Source organism: Enterococcus sp. DIV0176, assembly GCF_050528535.1.
Lineage (GTDB): Bacteria > Bacillota > Bacilli > Lactobacillales > Enterococcaceae > Enterococcus_B > Enterococcus_B thailandicus.
In genome coordinates this window covers 1414070-1437666 of the sequence record NZ_CP172879.1, presented here as the reverse complement: position 1 = coordinate 1437666, position 23597 = coordinate 1414070, and the positions used below count along the sequence as shown (strand labels likewise).

Here is a 23597-nt window from a genome sequence, read left to right as displayed (position 1 = left end):
TGGGAGAAATGGCATCAATTAGAGACGTTGCTCAACTTGCTGGTGTTTCAGTAGGAACAGTATCACGGTACTTGAATGGTCAAAAATTAAGACAATCAAATGTTGAAAAAATTACTTCAGCGATCAAAGTTTTAGACTATAAAGAAAATATTATTGCCAAGGGGCTTAAAAATAATCGAAGTTTTTCCATTGGCTTACTGATGAACAGTATTTCTAGTCGATTCGGCTCAGAAGTTGTGTCAGGAATTGAAAAAGTTGCTGAAGCAAATGGTTATAGCATACTACTTAGTGGTTTTTCGAAAAGTGAAAAGCAAATGGATGAGAAAATTGATTATTTGTTGAAACACTCCGTGGATGGATTGATTGTCTTTTTATCAAGTGAAGAGTGGATTGACATGGAAAAATTAGCACAAGTCAACGTCCCAATTGTCTCTTTGAATTATCCAGATCCATTGAACAATGCAGATGTCATTTTATTGGATGATCGTGAAAGTGTCTCAAATGTGATTTCTGATTACATTGCTAAAGGCCATCAAAAAATCGGTTATATCACTGCTCCGCAAACAGATTACACAGCAAAAGAACGACTGTTAGGCGCAAAAGATGCAGTCGAGAATCACCCCGAAGTAGCACTTGAAATTTACGAAGGGGATTACACCAGAAGGAGTGGCTACCAAGGAACAAAAGAATTATTAATGGCAAATGCAACAGCTATCTTTGTCAGCAACTACAATATGTCTCTTGGATCCTTAGAATGTTTTAATGAACAAGGAATTTCTGTAAAAAAAGACATTGCCTTTGGTCATTATGACTATTTATCTGAAGAGGAGCAAAGTATTTTACCGCAGGTCACGATTAATCCGCCAACCGAAAAAATTGGTGAAACGGCAGCAACGATTATCCTTGAACGAATCAAAGGAATACCGGAAAACTTGCCATCTGAAAAACAAACAATTATTCTGAATAACCAGATTTTAGGGATGACTACTGAATAATAGTTGAAAAGTTTATTTGATAAAAGGAATCGGGAAGAACTAGTAGTTGATTTCATAGGAATGATGAAAGACGTGCGAGATCAAATGAGGTCTCGGCGTTTTTTTGTTTGCGGTGAAAAACGACTTAAATGAGTATTGTTCTCATTTTTTTGAAAAAAGTGAAAATTTACTGGATTTTTTATTGATATTTCCGTTTTTCCATGCTATTTTCTTTTTTGAGGTGAAAGGAAAATGATTGAAAACAAAAAGAAAATATGGTGGCTATCTATTTTGCTTGGCACATTAAGCGCCTATGGCCCCTTACTACTTGATACTTATTTACCAGCTTTACCAGTGCTAGAAACGGACTTTGGCATCCCGACATCAATGGTTCAGTTAAGCTTGACCATGTGTTTAGCAGGACTCGCATTTGGTCCATTGTTTATTGGCGCAATCAGTGACCGTATCGGGCGGAAGAAACCACTTCTATGGGGCATTGGTATTTCTGTCATTGCCTGTTTATTATCAGTATCTGTCACAAATATTTGGTTATTTTTAAGCTTACGTTTGATTCAAGGAATTGCTAGCTCAACTGGCGTTGTTCTGACGCGAGCAATTGCAAAAGATTTATTTTCTGGAACTCAATTGACTCGATTCATTGCAATGTTGATGGCAATCAATGGTATTTTTCCAATTGTTTCTCCTTTACTGGGCAGTTTTTTCTTGAGCTATTTTTCTTGGCGAGTTATTTTTATTTTTCTTGCAGTAATTGGTTTGTTATTATTTTTAGGTATTCTAATCGGGTTTAAGGAAACGCATGAAGTCCAATTGGCAACTGAAAAAGTTGATCAAAGAGCAGGTTGGCAAGCAGTATTCAGCGATCGGCCATTTATGATGTTCGTGCTGATTCAAGGTTTCGTTTATGCAGCGATGTTTTGTTACATTTCTGGTTCGTCCTTTATGTTACAAAATGTTTTTGGTTTGTCGGATAAAATGTTTAGCTTGATTTATGGAATCAATGGAATCGGAATTGTAGTTGCAGCAGAACTTGCTGGTGTGTTATCGAAGAGAATGAGTAGCTTCCGTCAGCTAGGTTGGGGAGTAGGTCTTGGTTTTTTGGGTAGCATTTTAGTGATTATTAGTGGCATCCATACAAATCACTTGTGGTTAGCTCTGCTTGGGTTGTTGTTAGTCGTGTCGACATTGGGGTTAGTAAATGCAGTGGTAACAACAATGGCAATGGAAAGGCAAGGCAAACATGCTGGGATTGCTTCTTCCGTACTTGGATTAGGAATGTATGCAATCGGGATGGTCTTCACGCCGCTAGTAGGAATCATGGGAAGCAATACGTATTTACCTTTAGCTGTATTGATTTTTATTTCTGAAGCATGTGCGGTTATTTTATATAGAATGTTAGGAAGAGATATCTTTTCGAAAGAAAAAAAGAAATCACTGTTAAAAAATTAGTTAAGTAAAAGTGGCTGAAACAAAAGGCTGGTTTTCGTTTCAGTACGTAATTGAATGTTGAAAAGAGGAGAGGCTGGACAGTGTTCTGGCCTTTTTTGTGTAAAAAAGACGCTTTCTGGTATCTGAAAACGTCTAAAAAGAGGATAGAATATTTTTTACCTATCGGGATTCTTTTTCTTCAAGTAATTTTTTGATTTGCTCAAGTAACGTCATTTCTCGTCTTTTTTGGGCTTTCAGTAATTGGATAATTTCGTTTAATTGTCCACCTGTTTTGAGAACACCAATAAAAACGAGAACAAATATCATATAATCTGTTACATAATCTGCTATTTTTGATCACCAACTTGCATTATATTTTGAAGACCATAGTTCGTCAGAAAGAGTTACGCGAATGGTTCCCGTATTTCCATGGCCAGAAACCAGTCCACGAGCACTAGCTGACTTTCTGATTAGTTCAAGGGAAATTAGATTTGAAATTGCTATAATAACTGCTCCAGCAACAGTTATTCCACAAGTAGTTGCAAGTGTGTCTACAATGACATTGTATAGAACATTTCCAGCAGCTCCGATAACTAAACGATCATAAAAATTATAAACGGATTTTTTACCGGCACTAGATTTATAGTACATGTTCCAACCCCCGTTTTGTATTTTTCCGCCAACACCTGCGACATTGCGGGAACTGTAATTAGCGCCATCAAACTCTTTCATCAAGGATTCGATATTATTTTGAACCTCCCGCACAGTCATAGTCATGACCTTTTTTTCTAAAGCAGAAGCAATAGCGTTTTGTGAACCTGCTTTTTCATTAATTGTTAAAGGGAGGTTTAAGTTCGAAAATGTAGGAGTTGCTTCGTTAATTAACTCAGCGATTGTTTTATCTTCCCAAGACTTTATTTGTGCTGTGGTTTGGAAATTGTTTTCTGTTGCATAGACTGCGGTATTTAATGATGGGACAGCAGTTGTTGACAGTGTTAAGATAGTCATAGAACAAGCAAAGACCGTTTTTGGCTTATGTAATTTCATGATGATTTATCCTTTCAGTTATTTTGAACTAAGATTATTTTGACGAACTATTTCCTAACTAAAAATTGATCATGTTTGTTCAAATAAGTTGTACCCTCCTTTCATCTGAATCTACATAAATAGTACGCGAAATCATTTATTAAAATTTTGAATAATAAAAAATAGGTAGAAAGTTGGTGAATTTATCATGAATCATGGCAAAATGATTAAAAAACTTCGAACAGAGAGGAGAATTAGTCGAAAGCGATTAGTCAAAGAGATTCATTCAATTAGTACATTACAACGATTTGAAAATGGGGAGGCTAAGATAGATATCGACTCTATGTGGCTTTTTTTGGAACGAATGAACATTCAACTAGATGAGTATTGTCTAGCATATCACGATTTTCAGACAAGTAAGAAAGAAGAACTGAGGTCAAGATTTAGAAAAAAAGTAATTATTGAAGAAGATACGTTAAGCTTTTTGGAAGAGTTAGAATCAGAATATCAAGAAAGTGGGGATGTATTTTATCTCTATCTGATTATTCAAATAAAAGCTGTGACTGCAAGAATGGTGAATAATCATCTTGAAACAGTTAACGAACAAGAACTAAATGAAGTTTATGAATACCTGGCTCGAGTTGAATGTTGGGGTTATTTTGAGTTAGCGATGTATACGAATTGTTTGAGCTTATTTAAAGGTGAGTTTCGTTTATTTAATACAAAGGATGTCATTTCTCAGTTTAGAAAATTCAATTCATCAATGAAATATAATTACGCGTTTATTAAATTTTTAGTTCATTCGATCATTCTTTCGTTTGAAGCGGGACAGTATACCGAACTTCCGGATTTGTTATCTTTGCTACATGACACAACGAATGATTCCGACTTTATGAAAGGGAGGCTGTATTGGCGATTCTTTAAGCGACTATATCAATCTGTAACAGATCAGTATGAATTTGACGGCTCTATGGCAGTAGAAGTATTTAAGTTTCTTGGTTATGACTCTGATGTAACTAATTTAATGAACATAGAAAAAATAATTTTGGAAAAGAGAGAATAGACTCAAATTAACTAAGCTATTTATACATAATAAACTAAACAAACCTCCTCTTTTTGCCAGAAAATCAGCAATCTTCTTGTCTAAGTTGATAAAAATGAAGCTGGTTGTGTGAAGGTGATTGCTCATTGTTAGTGAAATAAACAGAAACCTTCGTTAAAATAAATTTTGTTCTTGTAAAAGACGAACGTTATCCAGTTCGTTTGAAAAAAATAAAGTTTTTTTGTTGATTTTCTAGTTGGAAATGCTAAACTAGATAAAATGCCTTTGAAGGAGCGATTATCTTGAATTTAGAAATGACCTTTGCCAACCATACTTTTGCTAATCCGTTTATGAATGCGTCTGGTGTTCATTGTATAACGGTGCAAGAAATGCATGAACTAGCAAGCTCAGATGCTGGTGCGATGATTACTAAGAGTTGCACGATCCCAGAGCGTGCAGGAAATCCTGAACCACGATACTATGATGTAGCGTTAGGGAGCATCAATTCGATGGGGTTACCTAATTTAGGTTTTGCTTATTATTTGGACTACGCACTTCAATATGAAAAAGAAAATCCAACTGCTGCTCCGTTATTTTTCTCAATTGCGGGAATGAGTGTAGCAGAGAACTTAGAAATGTTAGAAATGATCGAAAAAAGTGATTTTCGTGGAATCACAGAATTAAATCTTTCTTGTCCTAATGTTCCAGGGAAACCACAACTTGCTTATGATTTCGATGCCACTTTTGAAACACTTAAACAAGCATTTGCCATTTTTACAAAACCGTTGGGCGTGAAATTACCACCATATTTTGACTTTGCTCATTTCGATGCGATGGCAGATATCTTGAATCAATTTCCTTTGACCTACGTTAATGCAATCAATAGTGTGGGGAATGGGTTATATATCGATCCTCAAAGTGATACGGTAGTAATCAAACCGAAGGACGGGTTTGGCGGAATTGGTGGCGAGTATATCAAACCAACTGCTTTGGCAAATGTTCGTGCTTTTTATACTAGATTAAAACCTGAAATTCAAATTATTGGGACTGGTGGGATTTGTAATGGACAAGACGCCTTCGAACATTTATTGTGTGGCGCAAGCATGTTGCAAATTGGAACGCAATTGCACAAAGAAGGACCAGAAATTTTTACTAGAATAATCAAAGAATTAGCAGAAATTATGGAAGTAAAAGGGTATCAATCAATTAGCGAATTTCAAGGGAAATTACGAACTATTTCATAAAACTCAACAAAAAAAACGTGAGGCAATTGTGCCCCACGTTTTTTTTGTTTACGCTTATTCTTCTAAAGGTTTATTTTTTTGGGAATGTTTTGCTAATAGTTCGCGTAAAGAGCTAACATCCTTATTGGTTTTGAAATTATTTGTGATATAAAGATCGGTATATCCAAAATCACAAAGAGAGATAGTGGAGTTAGTAACCAGAATATCATAAGACTTACCAAACTCAGCGATTTCACACGTGATGAAAAAATGGTTTTCAAATTCAGTTTTGACCATTTCCACCATGATATTACTGTAAAGATAATCATCACTTGAGTGGACGCCAATCGTAATCTGATTTGTTGAAAAACGTTTTATCTGATTAATGAAATAAAGGTAGATACGAGTTACTAGTTGTTTAGTAGTATCTAATAAAGCTTTTTCAACTAAAATTTCTCCTTCATCTACGATTTGATTTGCAAGTTCGAAGTTAGGAATAAAGGTGGTTGCTTTGAGTAACCGTTCAGAAATAATTTTTTCTTCAAGAAAGGTGATACTTCCTCGAAAGTAGAGAAGTGAACCATGTATTTGTGTCAAATAGTACTTCCAATTAGCAATAAATGTTTCGTCAATTTTCTCTTGGTCAAGTTGATAGTCAGATTTAACTTTGCTTACTACCAGTTCATTCAGTGCGATGATTTTAGGGTTGCTGGTCGGCCAATAGCCATCTTCTAAAATCATTACAACATCAGGTGGCACTATCGACATAGAAGAGATGAATAGGTATAAATAAATTGCATTATGGGGTGAACCAAAAACAGCAGAGTGACTAAGTGAAAAAAAGTAAGCATCACGCACAATCTGATAAATAGAATCTTCTGTCTGATAGTCAAAAAAAGTTTCCAAAATAGGACTTGAATCATTTAAAGATTGCTTTAAAATACGTGTCTTTAAGATCCGAATCCAAAGGTATAGCTTTAATTTTGCTTCTCTTGTGAAAGTTTGTTTTAATTTCTTTTCCAAGTAATCTGCAAAACGCATGGCGCTTACGTCATTTGTTTTCCCTTCCAATTCGTCTAGCGGGACACCTACCCAAAATAATTGATAGAAAAAATAACAAATTTGTAGTTCGTTGCCAATGATGGTTCCTTTGCGAATCTGAATATCAAATTCTTCAATTTCCTTGTTTAATTTTTTTAGGTGACGATAAATAGCAGCTTCACTTAATGAAACGCTGTGACTTAAATCAACGATTGAATAACTTGGATGTTGATATAGATAGATGAGAATTTGATAGTCAACCGAACGATTCAAATAATAATAATAGAACTTGTCTAAGCTGGTGTGATTATCCTTTTGAAGTGTGATACTGTTGTGTATTTTATCGTATGTAAGAGATAACCCGATATTTAATTGCTCGAGGGTAGAGCCGACTTCTTCAATATTTGTTTCAAAAAGGAATCGAGTGAGTGCTAATTCTTCAATCATTGTTGTGGTGCTTGTCTTAGCATTATAATCCAATAAAAAATGGACCATTGAAATTTGAATACGACTATTTTTATCCAATAAATTCAAAAGGTTCAAAATCAACACCTGCTTTTCACATTTTTAGTAAGACTTAGTTCATCACACATAACACGGAATTTATAAATAACAACAATATATATGAATCTAGCATAGATAATTATAACATCAATTAAAAAAAAGCAAAGAATATTTTCTGGGTGCTAAAAATGTTTTTTTCTTCACAATGAACGAAACCAACGAGAAAAAGTCTTAGAAAAAGGGAGACTGGGACAAAATTAGTTCCAGTCTTTTTCTTTTCCGTCAATCAGTTTAGATGAAAAGAAGAGCAGATATAACTTGGGTGAGCAAGTGAATTTCGTCCTAACTCTGAAAAATAATTTTTGGAGATTTGGTTTCTGCTTTTTTTAAGCAAGCATTTTTACGTACATACTGTTTGAATTGATGAGTAATAGCTTTCAACAAAAACAGAAGAACGATTACTAGCGGTTTTCTCTTTTGGTTTTAAGGTTTCATGTTTAAGTTACTTTTTCAAATAATAGGTAGTAATCAAAATATCTTGCTGGTGGTTCCCAAATCCAGTACCGAACAATGTTAATCCTCCTTGATGCTTGGCATCATCTTCAACAGAAAAGCGTAATTTGATAAAAGATAGTTCACGTAGTTTCAAGTCTTCGATCGTCACATCAGAATAAGCTTCACCATCAATTCCGGTATCTAATTTATTGATGCGAAGATGCTTTAAAAGACCGTATTGACTGAAACTATCGTTCCACCATTCGGGCGTATAGCGTCCACGAATATCTGAAAAATTTCCAGGGACAGTGTAGACAGCTACTTTGACATCATTCACGTAGATGGAGATATCACTTGGCCAAACATTATTTGATAACGGAAATTCTGATGCAATTTCAAAACTAATTTCAAGCATTTCAGGTGTTTCATTTTCTTGTAATAAATTAGGTATTTTATACTCAACAAACCCACTACTGAACCATAACAATGACGCATCAACTCGTTTGGCGTCCATAAAATATTTTGGGTCATCTGCTTTACCAACCACATCTTCAATCGTCGCTAATCCACAAGTAGGTGTAACAGAAAAATCAGTAAAATGACCAAGTTTCAGGTTAGTAGAATAACGTTGAAATTCTTGATAAATTTTCTCTGGAAAACAAATATTAATATCATCGACTTTAAGGTAGACCATTTTTTTATTTCGATTGGCACCAACGCCACGCTCAGAATGTATCAAACCTGCATCTTCCATTTTTTGAATGTGTCTAGTGGTGATCGCACTACTGATTTCCAAATGTTTCGCAATCTCACCAATACTTTTTTTCTCGCTCCCGATAAATTTTAAAATTTCCAAACGGGTAGCACTAGCGAGGCATTCAAAAACAGGCAATGAACGTTCATCTAAAGAAAGTTCCATAATTTTTCATCTCCTATTTAACTAAAAAGTTAACAGATTATCTCTCAGTACGATTATATCCCAACACCTATTTAACTGTATAGTTGTTTTTGATAAACGTTGACAAAATAGTGTTGACTGCGCTTACATACGATGCTAATTTAGCAATGTACTAGTTGTTGAAAATAAAAAAATACTAAATGGTTCATTAGCCTAAAAATAATTTCGGTTGAAAATTAACTATTTAGTAAAATTGAGAGAGGGACAGAAAAATGAAAAAATTATTAGGTATGGCATTGGTGACGGGCGCTTGTTTGATGACATTAACAGCATGTGGCAGTTCTGGAAGTACGGGGTCGGCAAATGAAAAAGAAATCGTTTTTTGGAATCCATTTACAGGGGCGGACAGTTCAAACGTCAAGGCAATGATTGATGAGTATAACAAAACAGACCCTGAATATAAAATCAAAAATGTCTCGTTAAAAGAAACAGATATGTATACCAAAATCCCAACTGTCGTTAACTCAGGAAAAAATATCCCGGATTTGAATATTGTTCATGCAGAACGAATTAAGCAGTATAAAGACAACGACATGCTAGAAAATTATGATGAAATTTTGGCTGATTTTCCCGAAGTCAAAGCCGAAAATTACGTGACTGAAGCATGGAATTTGGGTGAATTGGATGGTGTGCGATACAGCTTACCACTTGATATCCACAACTGGGGAACTTATTACAATAAAGAACTGCTAGAAAAATATGCACCCAATGCTCTGGATGACAATATCTTGACCTTTGATGAGATCAAAGAGGCAGGCGAAAAAGCAAAAGCTGATGACGTTCGAGGCGTAGCTGTTACTTGGATGAAACCCAATTACTTATCTACATTGAAGCAAGCGGGAGGCGAATTAACGGAAGATGGAACGGCACCAACCTTGGATACACCAGCGGCTAAGGAAGCAATGAATGCATGGGCTGATTTATATCAAGCTGGAGTTACAACAAAAGATGGGGAAGACCCAACGCAATTATACTTAGCTGGAAAACTACTCTTTTTCCCAGAAGGCATTTGGCTACAAAATAATATCAAAGATGCAAAATTTGAGTGGGGATTGACCAATTCACCACAACTAACAGCTGACGCAAGTAAAATAGTCAATTGGGCATCTTCCCATCAATTTGTGATGTTCAAGAACAAAGATCGTTCCGATGAGAAAACAAAAGGAATCATGGAATTTATCAATTGGTTGCGGACGAATTCACTTGAGTGGGCAAAAGCGGGACAAAATCCAGCAACGTTAGCAATTTTAGAGAATGAAGAATACCAAAAGATGCCACAATCATTCTTCATTGAAACACCTGAACAACAAGCAACACTTTCAATCTTTGACTATAAATATAATGGTTATGTTTCAGAGTACATTGATGCGCATGGTTTTGATACGATTTTTGGGAAACAGTCGGTGGCTGATTTCACGAAAGGGATGCAAAAAGAAGTTGTCGATAAAATTGCCAAGGATAGTTCCAATAAATAAATTTTTTTCACAAGTTATTTTGATTCAAGAAAGGATTGCGCAGTTATGATGACTTCTACGGAAACGATGTCAAGTACAGGCAAGGTAATCAAGAAAAAGAAATGGCTGCCTTGGATGTTCTTGGCACCACACTTAACGATTTTTACAATTTTTTTCTTACTACCTGTTATTTTTGGTTTGTATATTTCTTTAACAGACTGGGACTTATTCAACTCGCCGACATTTGTTGGCTTAGCTAATTATCAAGATCTTTTGTTTAATGAACAGTCTACTTTTTATGAACAATTGCGGATTGGGTTAAAAAATACATTTTTATTTGTTCTGTTTTCAGTGCCGAGCTGTATTATCGTTCCGTTGATTTTAGCAGCAGCATTAAATACGAAACCAAAATTAGCAAAACTATTTCAATCACTGTTTTATTTACCATCACTCTTTGCCATTTCTGCCGTAGTAATCATTTGGACGCTAATTTTTAATGTCAACTATGGTCCAATCAACACGATTTTACAATCTGACATTCCTTGGACTGGGACACAGCCCTATGCCTGGATTGCGTTAGTGGTTGTAACAGTTTGGTGGACAATTGGTGGAAATATGATTATCTATCAAGCAGCATTAAATGGCATTTCAAAAGATTTTTACGAGGCAGCCGATATTGATGGCGCTACGACGTTACAAAAATTTTTTAAAATTACTTTGCCAGCAATCAGAGGACAGATTTTATATACCGTAGTAATGACAACGATTGCACAGTTTAATGTTTACGGACAACCGCTAATGTTGACAGGTGGTGGACCAAACAACTCAACGCGAGTCTTATTGATGTATATCCAACAAAATGCGTTTGGTTCAGGACAATCAATTGCCGGAATGGCATCTGCGATGGCAGTCATTTTAGGTCTCTGTATCATGGTCGTTTCTGCGATTCAATTTAAGTTTTTACGAAAAGAGTAGGGGGAGACAAGATGAAGAAAAAGTCAATGTCTAAACTAATGGCATTTTGCTTTTTGCTTGTGATGGGAATTGTTTGGATGATTCCATTACTGTATGGTGTGTTGACATCATTTAAATCTGAGATGGAGCTGATGACAGCGGGGTTTAAGTTATTACCAATTGAATGGGTCTTAACGAACTACACAGAACTTTTAGTGAATAATTCAAGTACACCGTTAGTTAAATGGTTCTTTAATTCGTTATTCATCTCTGTTTCTCATACTCTTTTGGTGTTAGTTGTCGTCTCATTTTCGGCGTTTGCTTATAGCCGTTTAAGTTTTAGAGGTAAAAATGGACTTTTTTCCTTTTTGCTAGCAACGATGATGTTTCCGAGTGTAGTGAATTTGATTCCACTTTATAAAATCGTTGATATTTTAGGTTGGGTCAATACGCCATTGGCAATGATTGTCCCAGGAGCAGCTGGTGTATTCAACATTTTCTTAGTTAAGCAGTTTATGGATAATATTCCAAAAGACTTTGATGAAGCCGCACAGATTGATGGTGCGAGCGAATGGACGATTTTCCGTAGAATTATTTTACCTTTGATTAAACCAGTGTTATTAGTAGTAGCGTTATTTGCCTTTACGGGTTCTTGGAATGATTTCTTGTGGCCATCCATCGTATTTAATGATATTGAAAAAATGCCGATCACTTCAGGGTTACAACTTTTACAAGGCATGTACCAAGCGCAACCAACCTTGTTGATGGCGGGCGCTTTGGTGGCGATTATTCCGACTTTTATTTTGTACCTATTTGCTCAAAAATATTTTTTACAGTCGATGTCTTTATCTGCTGGTGTGAAAGGATAAGAGAAAATGGAACGAAAAAGAGAACGACAATTGATTCGAATGATGGGAATCTGGCAAATCCTTGATGGGGTAGTAACAATCGGAATTTATGGCTTGTACCAGCAACAAATCTTTTCTGGTATGGTCGAAAGTCATTTAGCACAATTGAAGGCAATTGATGCATTATTTGGGAATGTTTTCTTATTTGTCTGTACGTTTGGCACGTTATTGATTGGTTTAGGATTAGCAAATTTAGTCATTAGCCAACGATATGTAAAAGACAATCAGGTGAATATAAAAATAGGTGTGTACTTATTAGTTCAAGGCTTATTCTCTTATTTGATTCTGGACATCATTAGTTTGGCGTTAGGAATGACAGCAGGAATTATTTTACTTGCTAGAAATAAGGGAATTAAATTGAACGTTCAAAAATCTTAGTTGGGAGTTAAAAATATGATGCGTGAAGAGTATCCTCGTCCGCAATTTGTCCGTGAACACTTTGTCAATTTGAACGGAGTCTGGTCATTTGCTTTTGATGATAAAAACATTGGAATAAAAGAAAGGTGGTATTGTACACCTGAAAAACTTGATCAAACAATTGAAGTACCATTTGTTTATCAATCAGAGTTAAGTGGGATCAACCAACGTCAAATTCATGATGTTGTCTGGTACCAGCGAACATTTTCTTGGGAAAAACGGGAACAAAAAAGATGTTTCTTACATTTTGGTGCAGTGGATTATCGAGCGGATATTTATGTTAACGGTTGTTATGTTGGAAATCATCTTGGTGGGCAAACGTCATTTTCATTTGATATTACTGACTTTTTAATAACAGGAGAACAAAGTTTAGTTGTCCGTGCTTGGGACCCGCACGACGATGAAACGATTCCAAGAGGAAAACAATTTTGGGAAGCAGAGTCAAGAGGCATTTGGTATACGAATAGCACAGGGATCTGGCAAACCGTTTGGTTGGAAGAGGTGTCAGAAGAACATCTCGAAAAGATCGAATTAACACCAGACATTGACCAAGGAAATGTCTGTCTTGCGCTCACCGTACCAGCTGCGGCTGTTGGCCGAACGTTGCGCTATCAAATTTCGTTTAAAGATATCGTAATTTGTGAAGATCAGCTAACCATTTTTTCAACTTTCACCAAACGTTGGATTGATATTTATAATCAAAAAATTTTCCGTACCAACTTTCATGACCATGGGTGGACTTGGTCGCCTGAAAACCCAAATCTGTTTGATATTCGTTTTGAATTAGTTGATGGGAAAGAAGTGTTGGATCAAGTAACTAGTTATTTTGGGATGCGTAAAATTCATGTTGAAAACGGAATGATTTTCTTAAATAATCAACCCTATTATCAAAAGTTAGTATTAGACCAAGGCTATTGGCCTACGGGATTACTGACAGCTCCCGATGATAAAGCATTGATCAAGGATATTGAGTTAGCGAAGGAAATGGGATTTAACGGTTGTCGAAAACATCAGAAAGTGGAAGACCCACGATTTTTATATTGGGCAGACCAGCTAGGTTTTCTCGTTTGGGGAGAATGTGCATCCGCGCCTATTTATACGTCAGACGCGGCTTCTAGGCTGACCAAAGAATGGGTCGAGATTATTGAACGTGATTATAATCATCCGTCCATCGTAACGTGGGTTCCGCTAAATGAAAGCTGGGGGATTCCGGAAATCCATTTGAATACGCAACAACAAAGTTTTTCTAAAAGCATCTACAACTTTTTGCATGCGTTAGATACAACTCGTTTGGTTATTTCTAACGATGGTTGGGAAATGACTGAAACAGATATTTGCGCGATTCACAATTATAATCATGGTGAGGAAACTGAAACTGAAAAATACAATCATTTTAAACGAAGTTTAGCAAGCGTTGATGGATTGATCAACCATCCACCAGGGAAATGGGCAATTTTTGCTCAAGGATTTACCTATCAGAATCAACCGATTTTGTTGACTGAATTTGGGGGTATCGGCTATCAGGTGCAAGGTCAAAAAGGATGGGGTTATACTTCCGTAAATGACGGCACACAATTTCTTGCGGATTATAGTCGGATTATGCGAGCAGTTTATGAATCTAAAGCATTATGGGGTTATTGTTATACGCAGTTAACAGATGTAGAACAAGAAATTAATGGCTTGCTTACTTATGATCGACAAGCAAAAGTTTCTTTAAAGAAAATTAAGGAAATTAACGATCAATATCATCCAGAACGCATTTCTATTAAAAATCAATGGAGAAACGAGGCAGAATATGAATAACCTTCGACGAGAACACCCACGCCCACAATTCATTCGAAAAAATTGGACTTTGCTTGACGGCACCTGGGCATTTCAATTTGATGATGACAATCAAGGAATCCAACACCAATGGTACAAAGGAATTCCCAATACCGTTCCGATTACTGTACCTTTCACTTATGAAACAGAATTGAGTGGTATCAATGATCCTGCCCATCATTCTGTTGTATGGTATGAGAAGACAATTGATTTAGAGGAGCAAAAAAAGTACACCTTATTATTTGAAGGCGTTGATTATTTTAGCCAAATCTGGTTGAATGGCAAACAGATTGGCTCGCATCAGGGAGCTTACGAACGTTTCGAATTTGATTTAACGGAAGCGCTACCCGGTAAAAATCATTTGGTGATTCGTGTGGAAGATTCGCTTGCGGAGGACCAACCACGAGGAAAGCAGCGATGGTTAACGGATAATTTTGGTTGCTGGTATGTTCAAACAACGGGGATTTGGAAATCGGTTTGGTTGGAAGAACAGCAGTCAGAAATCCGATTGGCGTCAGTTAAAATGACGCCAGATTTAGCCAACGATCAGATTGTTTTTGAGCCACTTGTTAAAGAAGGGGCGACTTATCCAAAAAGAAGTTATTTATTTGAAGCGGAAGTCTCATTTGCTGAACAATTAATTAGTTCACATCGAGGATTGCTAACTCATTCACTCACCCCAATTTCATTGCAAACAAAAGTCAAAGAGGACGGTTGCTGGGGAACGAAAGTCTGGTCGCCAGAAACGCCGCATTTATATGATGTCACTTTCCGTCTTTTCACTGAAGAAGGTGACTTATTAGATGAAGTATCCAGTTATTTCGGCATGCGTGATATTTCTATCAAGAAGGGACAAGTTTTATTGAACCATCATCAACTCTATCAGCGATTGATTTTGGATCAGGGTTATTGGAAAGAATCAGGAATCACACCGCCTTCGCTTGAAGCGCTGGAAGTAGATCTTGATCGGATTATAGAAATGGGTTACAACGGGTTAAGAAAACATCAAAAGATCGAAGATGAACGGTTTTTATATCTATGTGATGAAAAAGGTTTGTTGGTATGGTCTGAGATGGCATCAACTTATTTGTTTAACGATCAAGCAATGGAACGTTTTGTTGATGAGTGGCAAGCAATTATCCGCCAAAATTACAATCATCCATCAATCATTACTTGGGTACCATTTAATGAATCTTGGGGAATCAAAGGAATTGAACACGATCAACGACAACAACACTTCACTGAAAGTATCTACTATTTAACGAAATCTTTTGATAAACAACGACCAGTAATCACAAATGATGGTTGGGTCCATACCATTTCTGATATTTTGACATTACATGATTATGAAGAATATGGTGAACGTTTCACAGCACGGTATGAAAATAAGAAAGATTTTGTAACTAATGAACATCAGTTTAATCAAGATTTTTATGCTTTCGCTGATGGGTATCAGTACCAAAATCAACCAATCATTATTTCTGAATTTGGTGGGATTGCTTTCACAACAGAAAAGGCAGAAGACTGGGGTTATGGGAATCAAGTGAGGAATGAGGAACAATTTATGACACGTTTTGATGCCATCCATCAAGCGATTCAGGAGTTACCATTTATTACGGGGTACTGTTATACACAATTGACAGATGTTGAGCAAGAGGTAAACGGACTGTTAACTACGGATCGAAAACCAAAAGTTGATTTAGCTAAAGTGAAAGAAATCAATACAAGAAGAGTGAAGTAAGTCAAAAATAATTGCGAATTAAAGTTGGGTTTAGTCACGGATGAAAGTGATGCCCAACTTTTTTATTGTTTAAAAGTTTGTGCACAAATGTGCAAGCGTATTCATTGTTTTGTATAGAAACTTATGGGAGAATAACTTGGGAAAAAAGGAGGGTCTAAAATGAAAGATGCGATCTATCTATCTCAAGCATTGAAAGAGAAGCAATTCAGCCAACAAGAGTTTCTTGAAGAAACAGCGAAAAAAGCAAAAAAACTGAATCCCGAATTAAATGCTTTTGTGACATTTGCTACTACTGATTTGCCTCAAAAAAAGACTGATTCATTATTAGCGGGAGTTCCTTTTCCGTTGAAGATGCTAGGGCAAGAGAAAAAAGGTTGGTTGGCGACATCTAGTTCTGTTTTGTTCCAAGATCATCATGCTTCGATGAATTCAAACTATGTTCGACAAATTGAATCGCTTGGCTTGTTGCCGTTTGGACAAACGAATTCACCCGAATTCGGCTTTAAAAACATCACAGATCCTGTACTTTATGGTCCAGCAAGAAATCCATGGAATGTTGCTCATTCACCCGGTGGTTCAAGTGGTGGCGCAGCAGCGGCTGTAGCAGCCGGCATTGTGCCTATGGCGGGAGCAAGTGACGGTGGTGGTTCTGTTCGAATTCCGGCTTCCTTTTGTGGTCTGATTGGTCTGAAACCTTCAAGAGGAACGATGCCTGTGGGGCCTTATGCCTGGCGTGGTTGGCAAGGAGCAGCAATTGATTTTGGGTTAACGATTTCTATGCGGGATACGGAAGCTTTATTTTATGGATTACGTGGAACTGCCTCGGGTGCGCCTTATCAAGCATCACCAGCAGAATGGCAAACACATCCAGAGAAAAAAACGTTGCGTATAGCGGTTTGTTCTGCCTCGCCGATTGGCTCAACAATTAGTGAAGAAGCAAAACAAGCGATAAAACATGCGGTAGATTTTTTAGTTGAGCAAGGACATGACGTAGTAGAAGTTACTTATCCATTGGATGGTCGTCACTTGATTAATTCTTATTATCAAATGAATGCTGCTGAAACGGCAGCGATGATTACTTCGATTGAAGGAAGTCTTAAACGGTCGGTCAGACAAGAAGAATTAGAACCGATTTCATGGACGTTACTAGAATATGGGAAAAAAATCGCTGCTGCTACTTATATTGAATCCTTGCATGTTTGGGATCGTGCAGCGGTAACAATGGAAGAATTATTCCAAGAGTATGATCTGTTTCTTTCACCAACAACTGCGTTCTCAGCTCCAGAAATAGCAAGAGATTTACAAAGTGATCTGATTCGCGAGAAGATGAGTCAAGTTTCTGAACTGTCGGAAAAACAAGCATTTGATGTTGTTACGGAAATGTTTGAGGAAAGTTTGCAGATTACGCCTTATACTCAGTTAGCCAATCTAACTGGACAACCAGGTATCAGTTTGCCAACACATCTAACTGCTGAAGGGTTGCCATTAGGAATTCAGTTTATGGCAGCTAGAGGTCGCGAAGATCTTTTATTTACTATAGGAAAGTTATTTGAAGAAAATCAAAAATTTTATTTACCGAAAAATGTTCAATAGTGTGTGATTCGTAGGAGGAAAAAATGAAAAAGTCAGTTTTTGCAATTATTTTAGTCAGTGGTTTATTCGCCTTAGCAGCTTGCGGCCAAGGAAATTCTAAAACGTCAGAAGATAATAGTTTAAAGCAAGTGGAAGATAAGAAAGAAATGGTTGTTGCGACTTCAGGAACACTGTTCCCAGCATCTTATTATAACGATGATAATCAATTAGTTGGTTATGATGTTGACGTAGCAAAAGAAGTAGCGAAGCGTTTGGGTGTTGATATCTCGTTTAAAGAGTACAATGTTGATGGCCAAATTACTGCTGTATCTAAGCAAGCAGTTGACTTTGCAGCAAATGATTTTGGGATTACAAAAGAACGGGAGAAAAAATTCTCTTTATCTGATCCAATCAAATATTCTTTTGACAGTATGATCGTGCGTCAAAAAGATGATTCTGGGATTGCTTCTTTAGAAGATTTGAAAGGGAAGAAAGCTGCCGGTGAACCTAACACAAGTTATATGAAATTAGCAGAAAAATATGGTGCAGAATTAGTTACTTATGATAACGCGACGAATGATCAATATCTAACAGATGTTGCTAATGGACGAACAGATGTGATCTTAAATGATTATTACTTACAAAAGATGTCTGTAGCTGCGTTACCAGATATTCCAGTTAAAATTTTGGAAAACGTTTATTTCAATGCAAATAGTAGTGGCTTTTTGTTTAAAAAAGGGCATGATGCTTTAGAAGAAAAAGTGAACGAAACACTTAAGCAAATGAAAGAAGACGGGACATTGAAAACAATTTCTGAAGGTTATTTCCAAACCGATGTTTCAGTGAAACCAAAAGAAGAAATTGCTGAGACGGTGAGTGAATAATGTATTTTCCCGCAATTGATTTTCTTCTAATGTGGCAGTCTATCCCCTTTGTTTTACAAGGGCTGACTTATACGTTAGGAATCGGGGTCCTTTCTTTCTTATTAGGCAATGTTATTGGGATTTTATTAACAATACTCGGGTTAGTTCGCTGGCGACCTATTCGTTGGTTCGTCCGGTTTTATCTCTCTTTTTTTCGGGGAGTTCCTGCATTAGTATTACTTTTTTTACTGTATTTCGGCTTACCGTATCAACTGAGTGCCGTGACAGCATCGATTATTTGTTTTACGATTACAAGTAGTGCTTTTCTCGGTGAGATTTATCGTGGATCGTTAGCTGGTGTGCCTCAAGGACAATGGGATGCTGGCTTGGCTGGTGGTTTTTCTTTTTTGGGTGTTTTGCGTTATATTGTGTTGCCGCAAGCTTTTCGCATCTCGATTCCTGCACTAAGTAACGTAGCGATGGATTTGGTGAAAGGGACTTCTTTGGCAGCAACGATTACCGTTCCAGAAATTTTTCAAAAAGCAAAAATCATTGGTGGGCGGACATTTGACTATTTTTCGTTGTATATTTTAGTCGCTTTGGTTTATTGGCTGATTTGTATTGGAATTGAGAAAGTCCAACAACTATTAGAAAAGCATTATGCCAATCGTTTGATCCAATGAACATGAATAAATAATAACTGAAGTTGGGATAGAAAATGATCCCAGCTTCTTTTTTTATAAAAAATTGCTATTTCATTCTTCCTGTTAGATAATTTTCTTGAGAAGAAGTTATTTTTCGCACAATCTTCCTGCAAGAATGAGAAAAAAAGAGTCTTTTTTGAATAAAATTTTGTCATAATGTGTTTTGTGCTACAATTTTTGTGCAAATAATTGAATGAACTGGGGGATAAACGTGGAGAAAAGAGGATTTACTTTGTTAGGGCTTGGCTTGCTTTTCGCAATTGGTATACAGACAGAACATGCGCAGGCAGAAGAAGTAGTAACAACTAGTACAGGTAACATTCCAATGTATCGCCTTTTCAATAAATATAGTGGTGAGCATTTATACACACGTAGTACGGGGGAAAGAGATAATTTGAAACGTGTTGGTTGGAATTACGAAGGTGTGGCATGGCAAGCCCCAACCAGTGGATCGCCCGTATATCGTTTATACAATCGCTATAATGGTGAACATTTTTATACGATCGATGCAGGAGAAAGAGATAAGATTTCCCATACTGGCTGGACCTATGAAGGGATCGCTTTTTATTCTTACAGTGGTGCTAATGGTGTACCAGTTACACGTTTATATAGTAAAAAAGTGAATTGGCATCATTATACGCTAGACAACAATGAAAAAAATATCATCAGCAAACAAGGGTGGAAAATCGAAGGTGTTGGCTGGTATGCAGTGCCGAATAGCGCCCCAACCCCAAGCGAAGAAAAACTATTGAATGTGCCTGTTGTTTGGCAAGGAAATACGATGTTGTGTGAAGGTGCGTCATTACTACAAGGGTTACGTTATAAAGGAGTTACGAATCAAGACTTATTGACTTTCGTTAACTCGATGCCACGTGCAAATGATAATAATCCATATCATGGATATTCTGGTGAATGGCGTCATAATGTTTCTGGTACTTATCAAGGAATGATGGCTGATCCGGTCGTCCAATGGGCGAAAAAAGTAGGTGGAAATACAGCAAATATTTCCGGAAAAGGAACGGCTGGAATTAAGAATGAGATTCGTAAAGGAAATCCAGTTGTTACTTGGATCACGTATAATTATGCTTCGCCGCAATTCAAACAAATGCCTTGGGGACGCGCCGTTTGGAATGGACATGTGGTATTAGTCGATGGGTTCAAAAATGGTGCATATCATGTTGTCGATCCTGTCTTTGGTGCAAAATGGATCAATGCGAGTACTTATGAGAATGCGTTTAATGTAACTGGTATGGCAGTAGCAGTTCGTTAATCAAATATGTTGAGAAAAGTTCGTTGGAGTGTGGCACTAGCTGTTGCACTCCTTTTTTGATTTACTGTTAAGTAGAGAAATAACTAGCCTTTTTGATTATCGTTGTGTAAAATAAACAAGATGATTAGGCGAAAATACGTTCGTGTCGGAGGCGAGAAGATGAAAACATCCTTAACAATTGATATGGAGGAATCACTTTACTACTATTGTCTTGAACAAGGTGGGATCGTGGTAGAAGAGGTGACGATGCCAGAAGAACAAGGAATTGTGGATACGTTATGTTGTCTAACAAAAGCAGATGGAACGCGTGAATGGCGTTGTTATGAATTAAAAGTAACAAAAGCAGACTTTCGTTCAGCGGCGAAGCTCTCATTTGTTGGACACTATAATTATTTTGTGTTGCCTCAGGAACTCTACGAAATTGTTCAGTCAGAGATTCCGGCTGAAATTGGTGTTTTTGTTTACCGACCTTATGTCTCGGCAGAAGAAATGCCTGCACCAGGAACGTTTGCAATTGCCAAAAAAGCAACGAAAAAAGAACTGTCAGTACCGGAAACAGCATTGACCAACCGTTTTATGGCTTCACTATTTAGAGAAGTTCGAAAAGCGAAACAAATGGAACGAGGGGTTAGATATTTTCCGACTGAACAATTATATAAAGAATTAAAAAGACGTTCAGATGAACAAAGTCCATTTTCGACTGAACGTTATTATGAACGTTTCATGGAAGATTTAAATAATCAAGCGGTAGAAGAATTACAAGAAGAGGTTCTTGCCTTGCAACAAGATTATGAATACCTACGCCGCCAACAACAAATTCGGCGTTTACCAACTGAGCCATTGGAGTGATCTTATGTATTATCCTTATTTACGTGGAAAACAATTTGATTTGTTAGCCTTAAAAGAAGCGATTAATCGTAATGTTTTATCAACTAAAGTTCAGCCAATCATTGAACCAGTACGAGATTCTGCGACACTAAAAAATGTTGTTGAACTTTTCCAGAAGAAAAAACAACCGTTAATCGTGATTGATAATCCACAGGTAGGTCAATTTAAATTATTTCAAGAACATCTACACCCGTGGACTGAAACGCAGAAGAGTTCCATTCGGCATGGGCTGATTTTGACACCACAAAATTTCCAAGAGATTGTGAACAATCCTCCTGAATGGCTGATTTTTGATGGACAGTACTATTTAAGAGAATCAGCAAGCTGGAAAAAATTGGCAAATAATGCAACAAAATTCATTATTCCTGATAAGAGTCGCTTGCGAATTTGGCTACCAGAAAATAAAATCATTTTACGGGATTCGTTTCAAACAAAAAAATATGTCGAAAACTATGCTGAAAAGCCAGATGATTTTTTTAGTGACGATTACTTATTTCATCGAGAAGACGGCTATGTTGGTTTTGCTGATTTTACGATTGAAGGTAGTCGTTATTTTGATAAAGGGTATCCTAGTCGTGCGTTAGGCATTCATTTAACCTATGTTGATGCTTACGGAAATATCCGGGTGAAACATTTCATTTCTGATAGTAATGAGTCTGCAAAAGATCAAGCAGTCAAATTCTTCGAAGCAGCGACAAAAATGAAAAATTGGGTTTGGCGCAATCAAAACCAACTGCTGATTACTTCAGGAATGATCGAGCTTTTGTTATTAGAAAAAAAGCAAAAATTTCCGGGCTTAGGTGTATTAAAAAAATGGTCCTTACTGCATCACTTAGAGCTAATGAGTCAGTTGGTGGAGCATCCAACAAACTGGCTGAAAGAAGTGACACAGACCAATCGCTTACAAGAACTAGACCAATAAAAGGGAACCTACAGGAGGCAATGAAGATGTACCTTAGAAAAACAAGACCTGAAGACATCGAAAAAGTGATGGAAATCATTCAGGCGGCAACGCAATTTTTAGCAACACAAGGATTGCCACAATGGCAAAATGGGCAAGGCCCAACCAAAGAAATCATTTTAATGGATAGTGAAAAAGAGGAAAGCTTTGTTTTGATTGATGAGGAGCAGATCGTTGGCACAGCAGCTTTAGTTTCAGGTGTTGATCCTGTTTATACAGCTATTGATGGTTCGTGGGAAGAAGTCACATCAAGTTATTTATCGATTCATCGAGTTGCAATTGATCCAACAGTTCGAGGAAAAGGCTTGGGAAAAAATTTACTGAAACATTTAGTAACAATTGCGGCAATCCAAGGAGTCAAAGATATCCGAATTGACACGTATCCGACCAATGAACCAATGAAAAAAACAATTTTAGCAGCAGGCTTCAATTATCGAGGAATGATTGAATTTCCATTTGAACATGGGGAAAGACTGGCTTATCAGTTGGTGATTTAGTAGGAAATCATTGGTGAATAAAAGTAAATCGTATTTTCTCCTTTGAATACAAGCAAAAAGAAATCAGATTGTGTGTCTGATTTCTTTTTGTTTAGCAAATAACCAAAGTATAATTGGAAACATTTATCTTGAAGTGTTTTCCTGTAAAACTTTTACGAGTTGCCGCTGGGCTGACTCGAAAGTTGTGTCATTTGAAATAATTGCAAGGGTGGGAATACTGGTTAGGCGCTGTAGTTCTTCTTGGTCACGTTCAAAAAGCGCTAGTCGTTTTGAACGCTCAGCTTGAGAATCCCCTCGATCTTCTAAACGTTTTTGCAAAGTTTCTTTTGAAATCGAGATGAAGATGGGGCGAATGCGCTCTCCAAAAATTTCATGAAGTCGCCAAAAACCAGAAGCTGTTAGTACAGCGTAACAATCAGCTTTTTTTAGTCGATTTTCGATCTCTAGTTTACTAGAGCCATAGTAATTTCCTGCGTATTCGTCCCATTCAGCAAATGCACCATCTGAAATCATTTCTTGAAATCTTTTTTTAGAGATAAAGTAGTAATCTTTTTCGTTCTGTTCACTAGGACGCTTTGAGCGACTAGTGTGTGTGATGATTTTTTGATCTGGACGAAAAACGGAAGCAGCTAACGAAGTTTTCCCTGAACCTGATGGACCAATAATTACATAACAATGGGTCATAGTGTACCTCCTTATTAGTTAATAATATAACCCAATGACGCTTAAAATGAAAAGAAGAGACTGGGGAAAGTTTTCTCTCAGTCTCTTTCTTTTTAGTTAATCTAATTGCATGATGAGCTAAACAGAATGGTTTTAACCTCTTGTGTTTGGCTAA

General features: G+C 36.9%; 21 protein-coding genes. 17 read left to right on the top strand and 4 right to left on the bottom strand.

Annotated elements, in window-relative coordinates:
- Positions 1-8 precede the first annotated feature (8 nt).
- Both IGJ66_RS06710 and IGJ66_RS06705 read left to right on the top strand, forming a co-directional pair.
- Complete coding sequence (locus IGJ66_RS06710; RefSeq protein ID WP_271027224.1) at positions 9-995, top strand: LacI family DNA-binding transcriptional regulator; 987 nt, start codon at positions 9-11, stop codon at positions 993-995.
- A 231-nt stretch (positions 996-1226) separates the two neighbouring features.
- Complete coding sequence (locus IGJ66_RS06705; RefSeq protein ID WP_067482138.1) at positions 1227-2441, top strand: multidrug effflux MFS transporter; 1215 nt, start codon at positions 1227-1229, stop codon at positions 2439-2441.
- 336 nt (positions 2442-2777) lie between these two features.
- Here IGJ66_RS06705 and IGJ66_RS06700 read toward each other — a convergent pair whose 3' ends face one another.
- Positions 2778-3467 carry a hypothetical protein gene (locus IGJ66_RS06700; protein WP_430616401.1) on the bottom strand — a complete coding sequence of 230 codons (690 nt, stop codon included), beginning with the start codon at positions 3465-3467 and terminating at the stop codon, positions 2778-2780.
- 187 nt (positions 3468-3654) lie between these two features.
- Here IGJ66_RS06700 and IGJ66_RS06695 point away from each other — a divergent pair, with 187 nt between their 5' ends.
- Both IGJ66_RS06695 and IGJ66_RS06690 read left to right on the top strand, forming a co-directional pair.
- Positions 3655-4509: a helix-turn-helix domain-containing protein gene (locus IGJ66_RS06695; protein ID WP_430616400.1), complete on the top strand. Its 855-nt coding sequence runs from the start codon at positions 3655-3657 to the stop codon at positions 4507-4509.
- A gap of 281 nt (positions 4510-4790) precedes the next feature.
- Positions 4791-5732, top strand: coding sequence for a dihydroorotate oxidase (locus IGJ66_RS06690; RefSeq protein WP_071868402.1), 942 nt, complete (start codon positions 4791-4793; stop codon positions 5730-5732).
- Positions 5733-5786: 54 nt separating this feature from the next.
- Here IGJ66_RS06690 and IGJ66_RS06685 read toward each other — a convergent pair whose 3' ends face one another.
- Positions 5787-7295 (bottom strand): helix-turn-helix domain-containing protein, encoded by a 1509-nt coding sequence (locus IGJ66_RS06685; RefSeq protein WP_430616399.1) that lies wholly within the window; start codon positions 7293-7295, stop codon positions 5787-5789.
- 463 nt (positions 7296-7758) lie between these two features.
- Positions 7759-8670, bottom strand: a complete 912-nt coding sequence (locus tag IGJ66_RS06680; protein ID WP_270607590.1) for an ArsR/SmtB family transcription factor — start codon at positions 8668-8670, stop codon at positions 7759-7761.
- 251 nt (positions 8671-8921) lie between these two features.
- On the opposite strand from IGJ66_RS06680, the gene IGJ66_RS06675 reads away from it, so the two are divergent.
- The 13 genes from IGJ66_RS06675 to IGJ66_RS06615 all read left to right on the top strand — a co-directional run bounded on the left by IGJ66_RS06675 (position 8922) and on the right by IGJ66_RS06615 (position 22759).
- Entirely contained in the window at positions 8922-10184 is a 1263-nt protein-coding gene (locus tag IGJ66_RS06675) for an extracellular solute-binding protein (RefSeq protein ID WP_430616398.1), read from the top strand.
- Positions 10185-10232: 48 nt separating this feature from the next.
- Positions 10233-11138 carry a carbohydrate ABC transporter permease gene (locus tag IGJ66_RS06670; RefSeq protein WP_370629936.1) on the top strand — a complete coding sequence of 302 codons (906 nt, stop codon included), beginning with the start codon at positions 10233-10235 and terminating at the stop codon, positions 11136-11138.
- Between the two features lie 11 nt (positions 11139-11149).
- Positions 11150-11986, top strand: coding sequence for a carbohydrate ABC transporter permease (locus tag IGJ66_RS06665; RefSeq protein WP_067482128.1), 837 nt, complete (start codon positions 11150-11152; stop codon positions 11984-11986).
- A gap of 6 nt (positions 11987-11992) precedes the next feature.
- The gene (locus IGJ66_RS06660; protein ID WP_067482126.1) at positions 11993-12403 is read left to right on the top strand and encodes a hypothetical protein; all 411 of its coding nucleotides are present in this window, start codon (positions 11993-11995) and stop codon (positions 12401-12403) included.
- A 15-nt stretch (positions 12404-12418) separates the two neighbouring features.
- On the top strand, positions 12419-14245 hold the full coding sequence (locus IGJ66_RS06655) for a glycoside hydrolase family 2 protein (RefSeq protein ID WP_430616397.1): 1827 nt from the start codon (positions 12419-12421) through the stop codon (positions 14243-14245).
- Complete coding sequence (locus tag IGJ66_RS06650) at positions 14238-16004, top strand: glycoside hydrolase family 2 protein (RefSeq protein WP_071868399.1); 1767 nt, start codon at positions 14238-14240, stop codon at positions 16002-16004. Before IGJ66_RS06655 ends, IGJ66_RS06650 begins: the two co-directional genes overlap by 8 nt.
- 159 nt (positions 16005-16163) lie before the next feature.
- Positions 16164-17597 carry an amidase gene (locus tag IGJ66_RS06645; RefSeq protein ID WP_430616396.1) on the top strand — a complete coding sequence of 478 codons (1434 nt, stop codon included), beginning with the start codon at positions 16164-16166 and terminating at the stop codon, positions 17595-17597.
- A gap of 23 nt (positions 17598-17620) precedes the next feature.
- Positions 17621-18460, top strand: coding sequence for a transporter substrate-binding domain-containing protein (locus IGJ66_RS06640; protein ID WP_430616395.1), 840 nt, complete (start codon positions 17621-17623; stop codon positions 18458-18460).
- Positions 18460-19122: an amino acid ABC transporter permease gene (locus IGJ66_RS06635; RefSeq protein WP_075491139.1), complete on the top strand. Its 663-nt coding sequence runs from the start codon at positions 18460-18462 to the stop codon at positions 19120-19122. The genes IGJ66_RS06640 and IGJ66_RS06635 overlap by 1 nt, the downstream gene beginning before the upstream one ends.
- 280 nt (positions 19123-19402) lie before the next feature.
- Entirely contained in the window at positions 19403-20413 is a 1011-nt protein-coding gene (locus IGJ66_RS06630; RefSeq protein WP_430617026.1) for a C39 family peptidase, read from the top strand.
- A gap of 159 nt (positions 20414-20572) precedes the next feature.
- Positions 20573-21262, top strand: a complete 690-nt coding sequence (locus IGJ66_RS06625) for a hypothetical protein (RefSeq protein WP_271027218.1) — start codon at positions 20573-20575, stop codon at positions 21260-21262.
- 4 nt (positions 21263-21266) lie between these two features.
- Positions 21267-22223, top strand: coding sequence for a sce7725 family protein (locus IGJ66_RS06620; RefSeq protein WP_430616394.1), 957 nt, complete (start codon positions 21267-21269; stop codon positions 22221-22223).
- A gap of 26 nt (positions 22224-22249) precedes the next feature.
- Entirely contained in the window at positions 22250-22759 is a 510-nt protein-coding gene (locus IGJ66_RS06615; protein WP_067482110.1) for a GNAT family N-acetyltransferase, read from the top strand.
- A gap of 123 nt (positions 22760-22882) precedes the next feature.
- Here the strand turns inward: IGJ66_RS06615 and IGJ66_RS06610 are convergent, their stop codons facing one another.
- Positions 22883-23443: a guanylate kinase gene (locus tag IGJ66_RS06610; RefSeq protein ID WP_075491144.1), complete on the bottom strand. Its 561-nt coding sequence runs from the start codon at positions 23441-23443 to the stop codon at positions 22883-22885.
- Positions 23444-23597 lie beyond the last annotated feature (154 nt).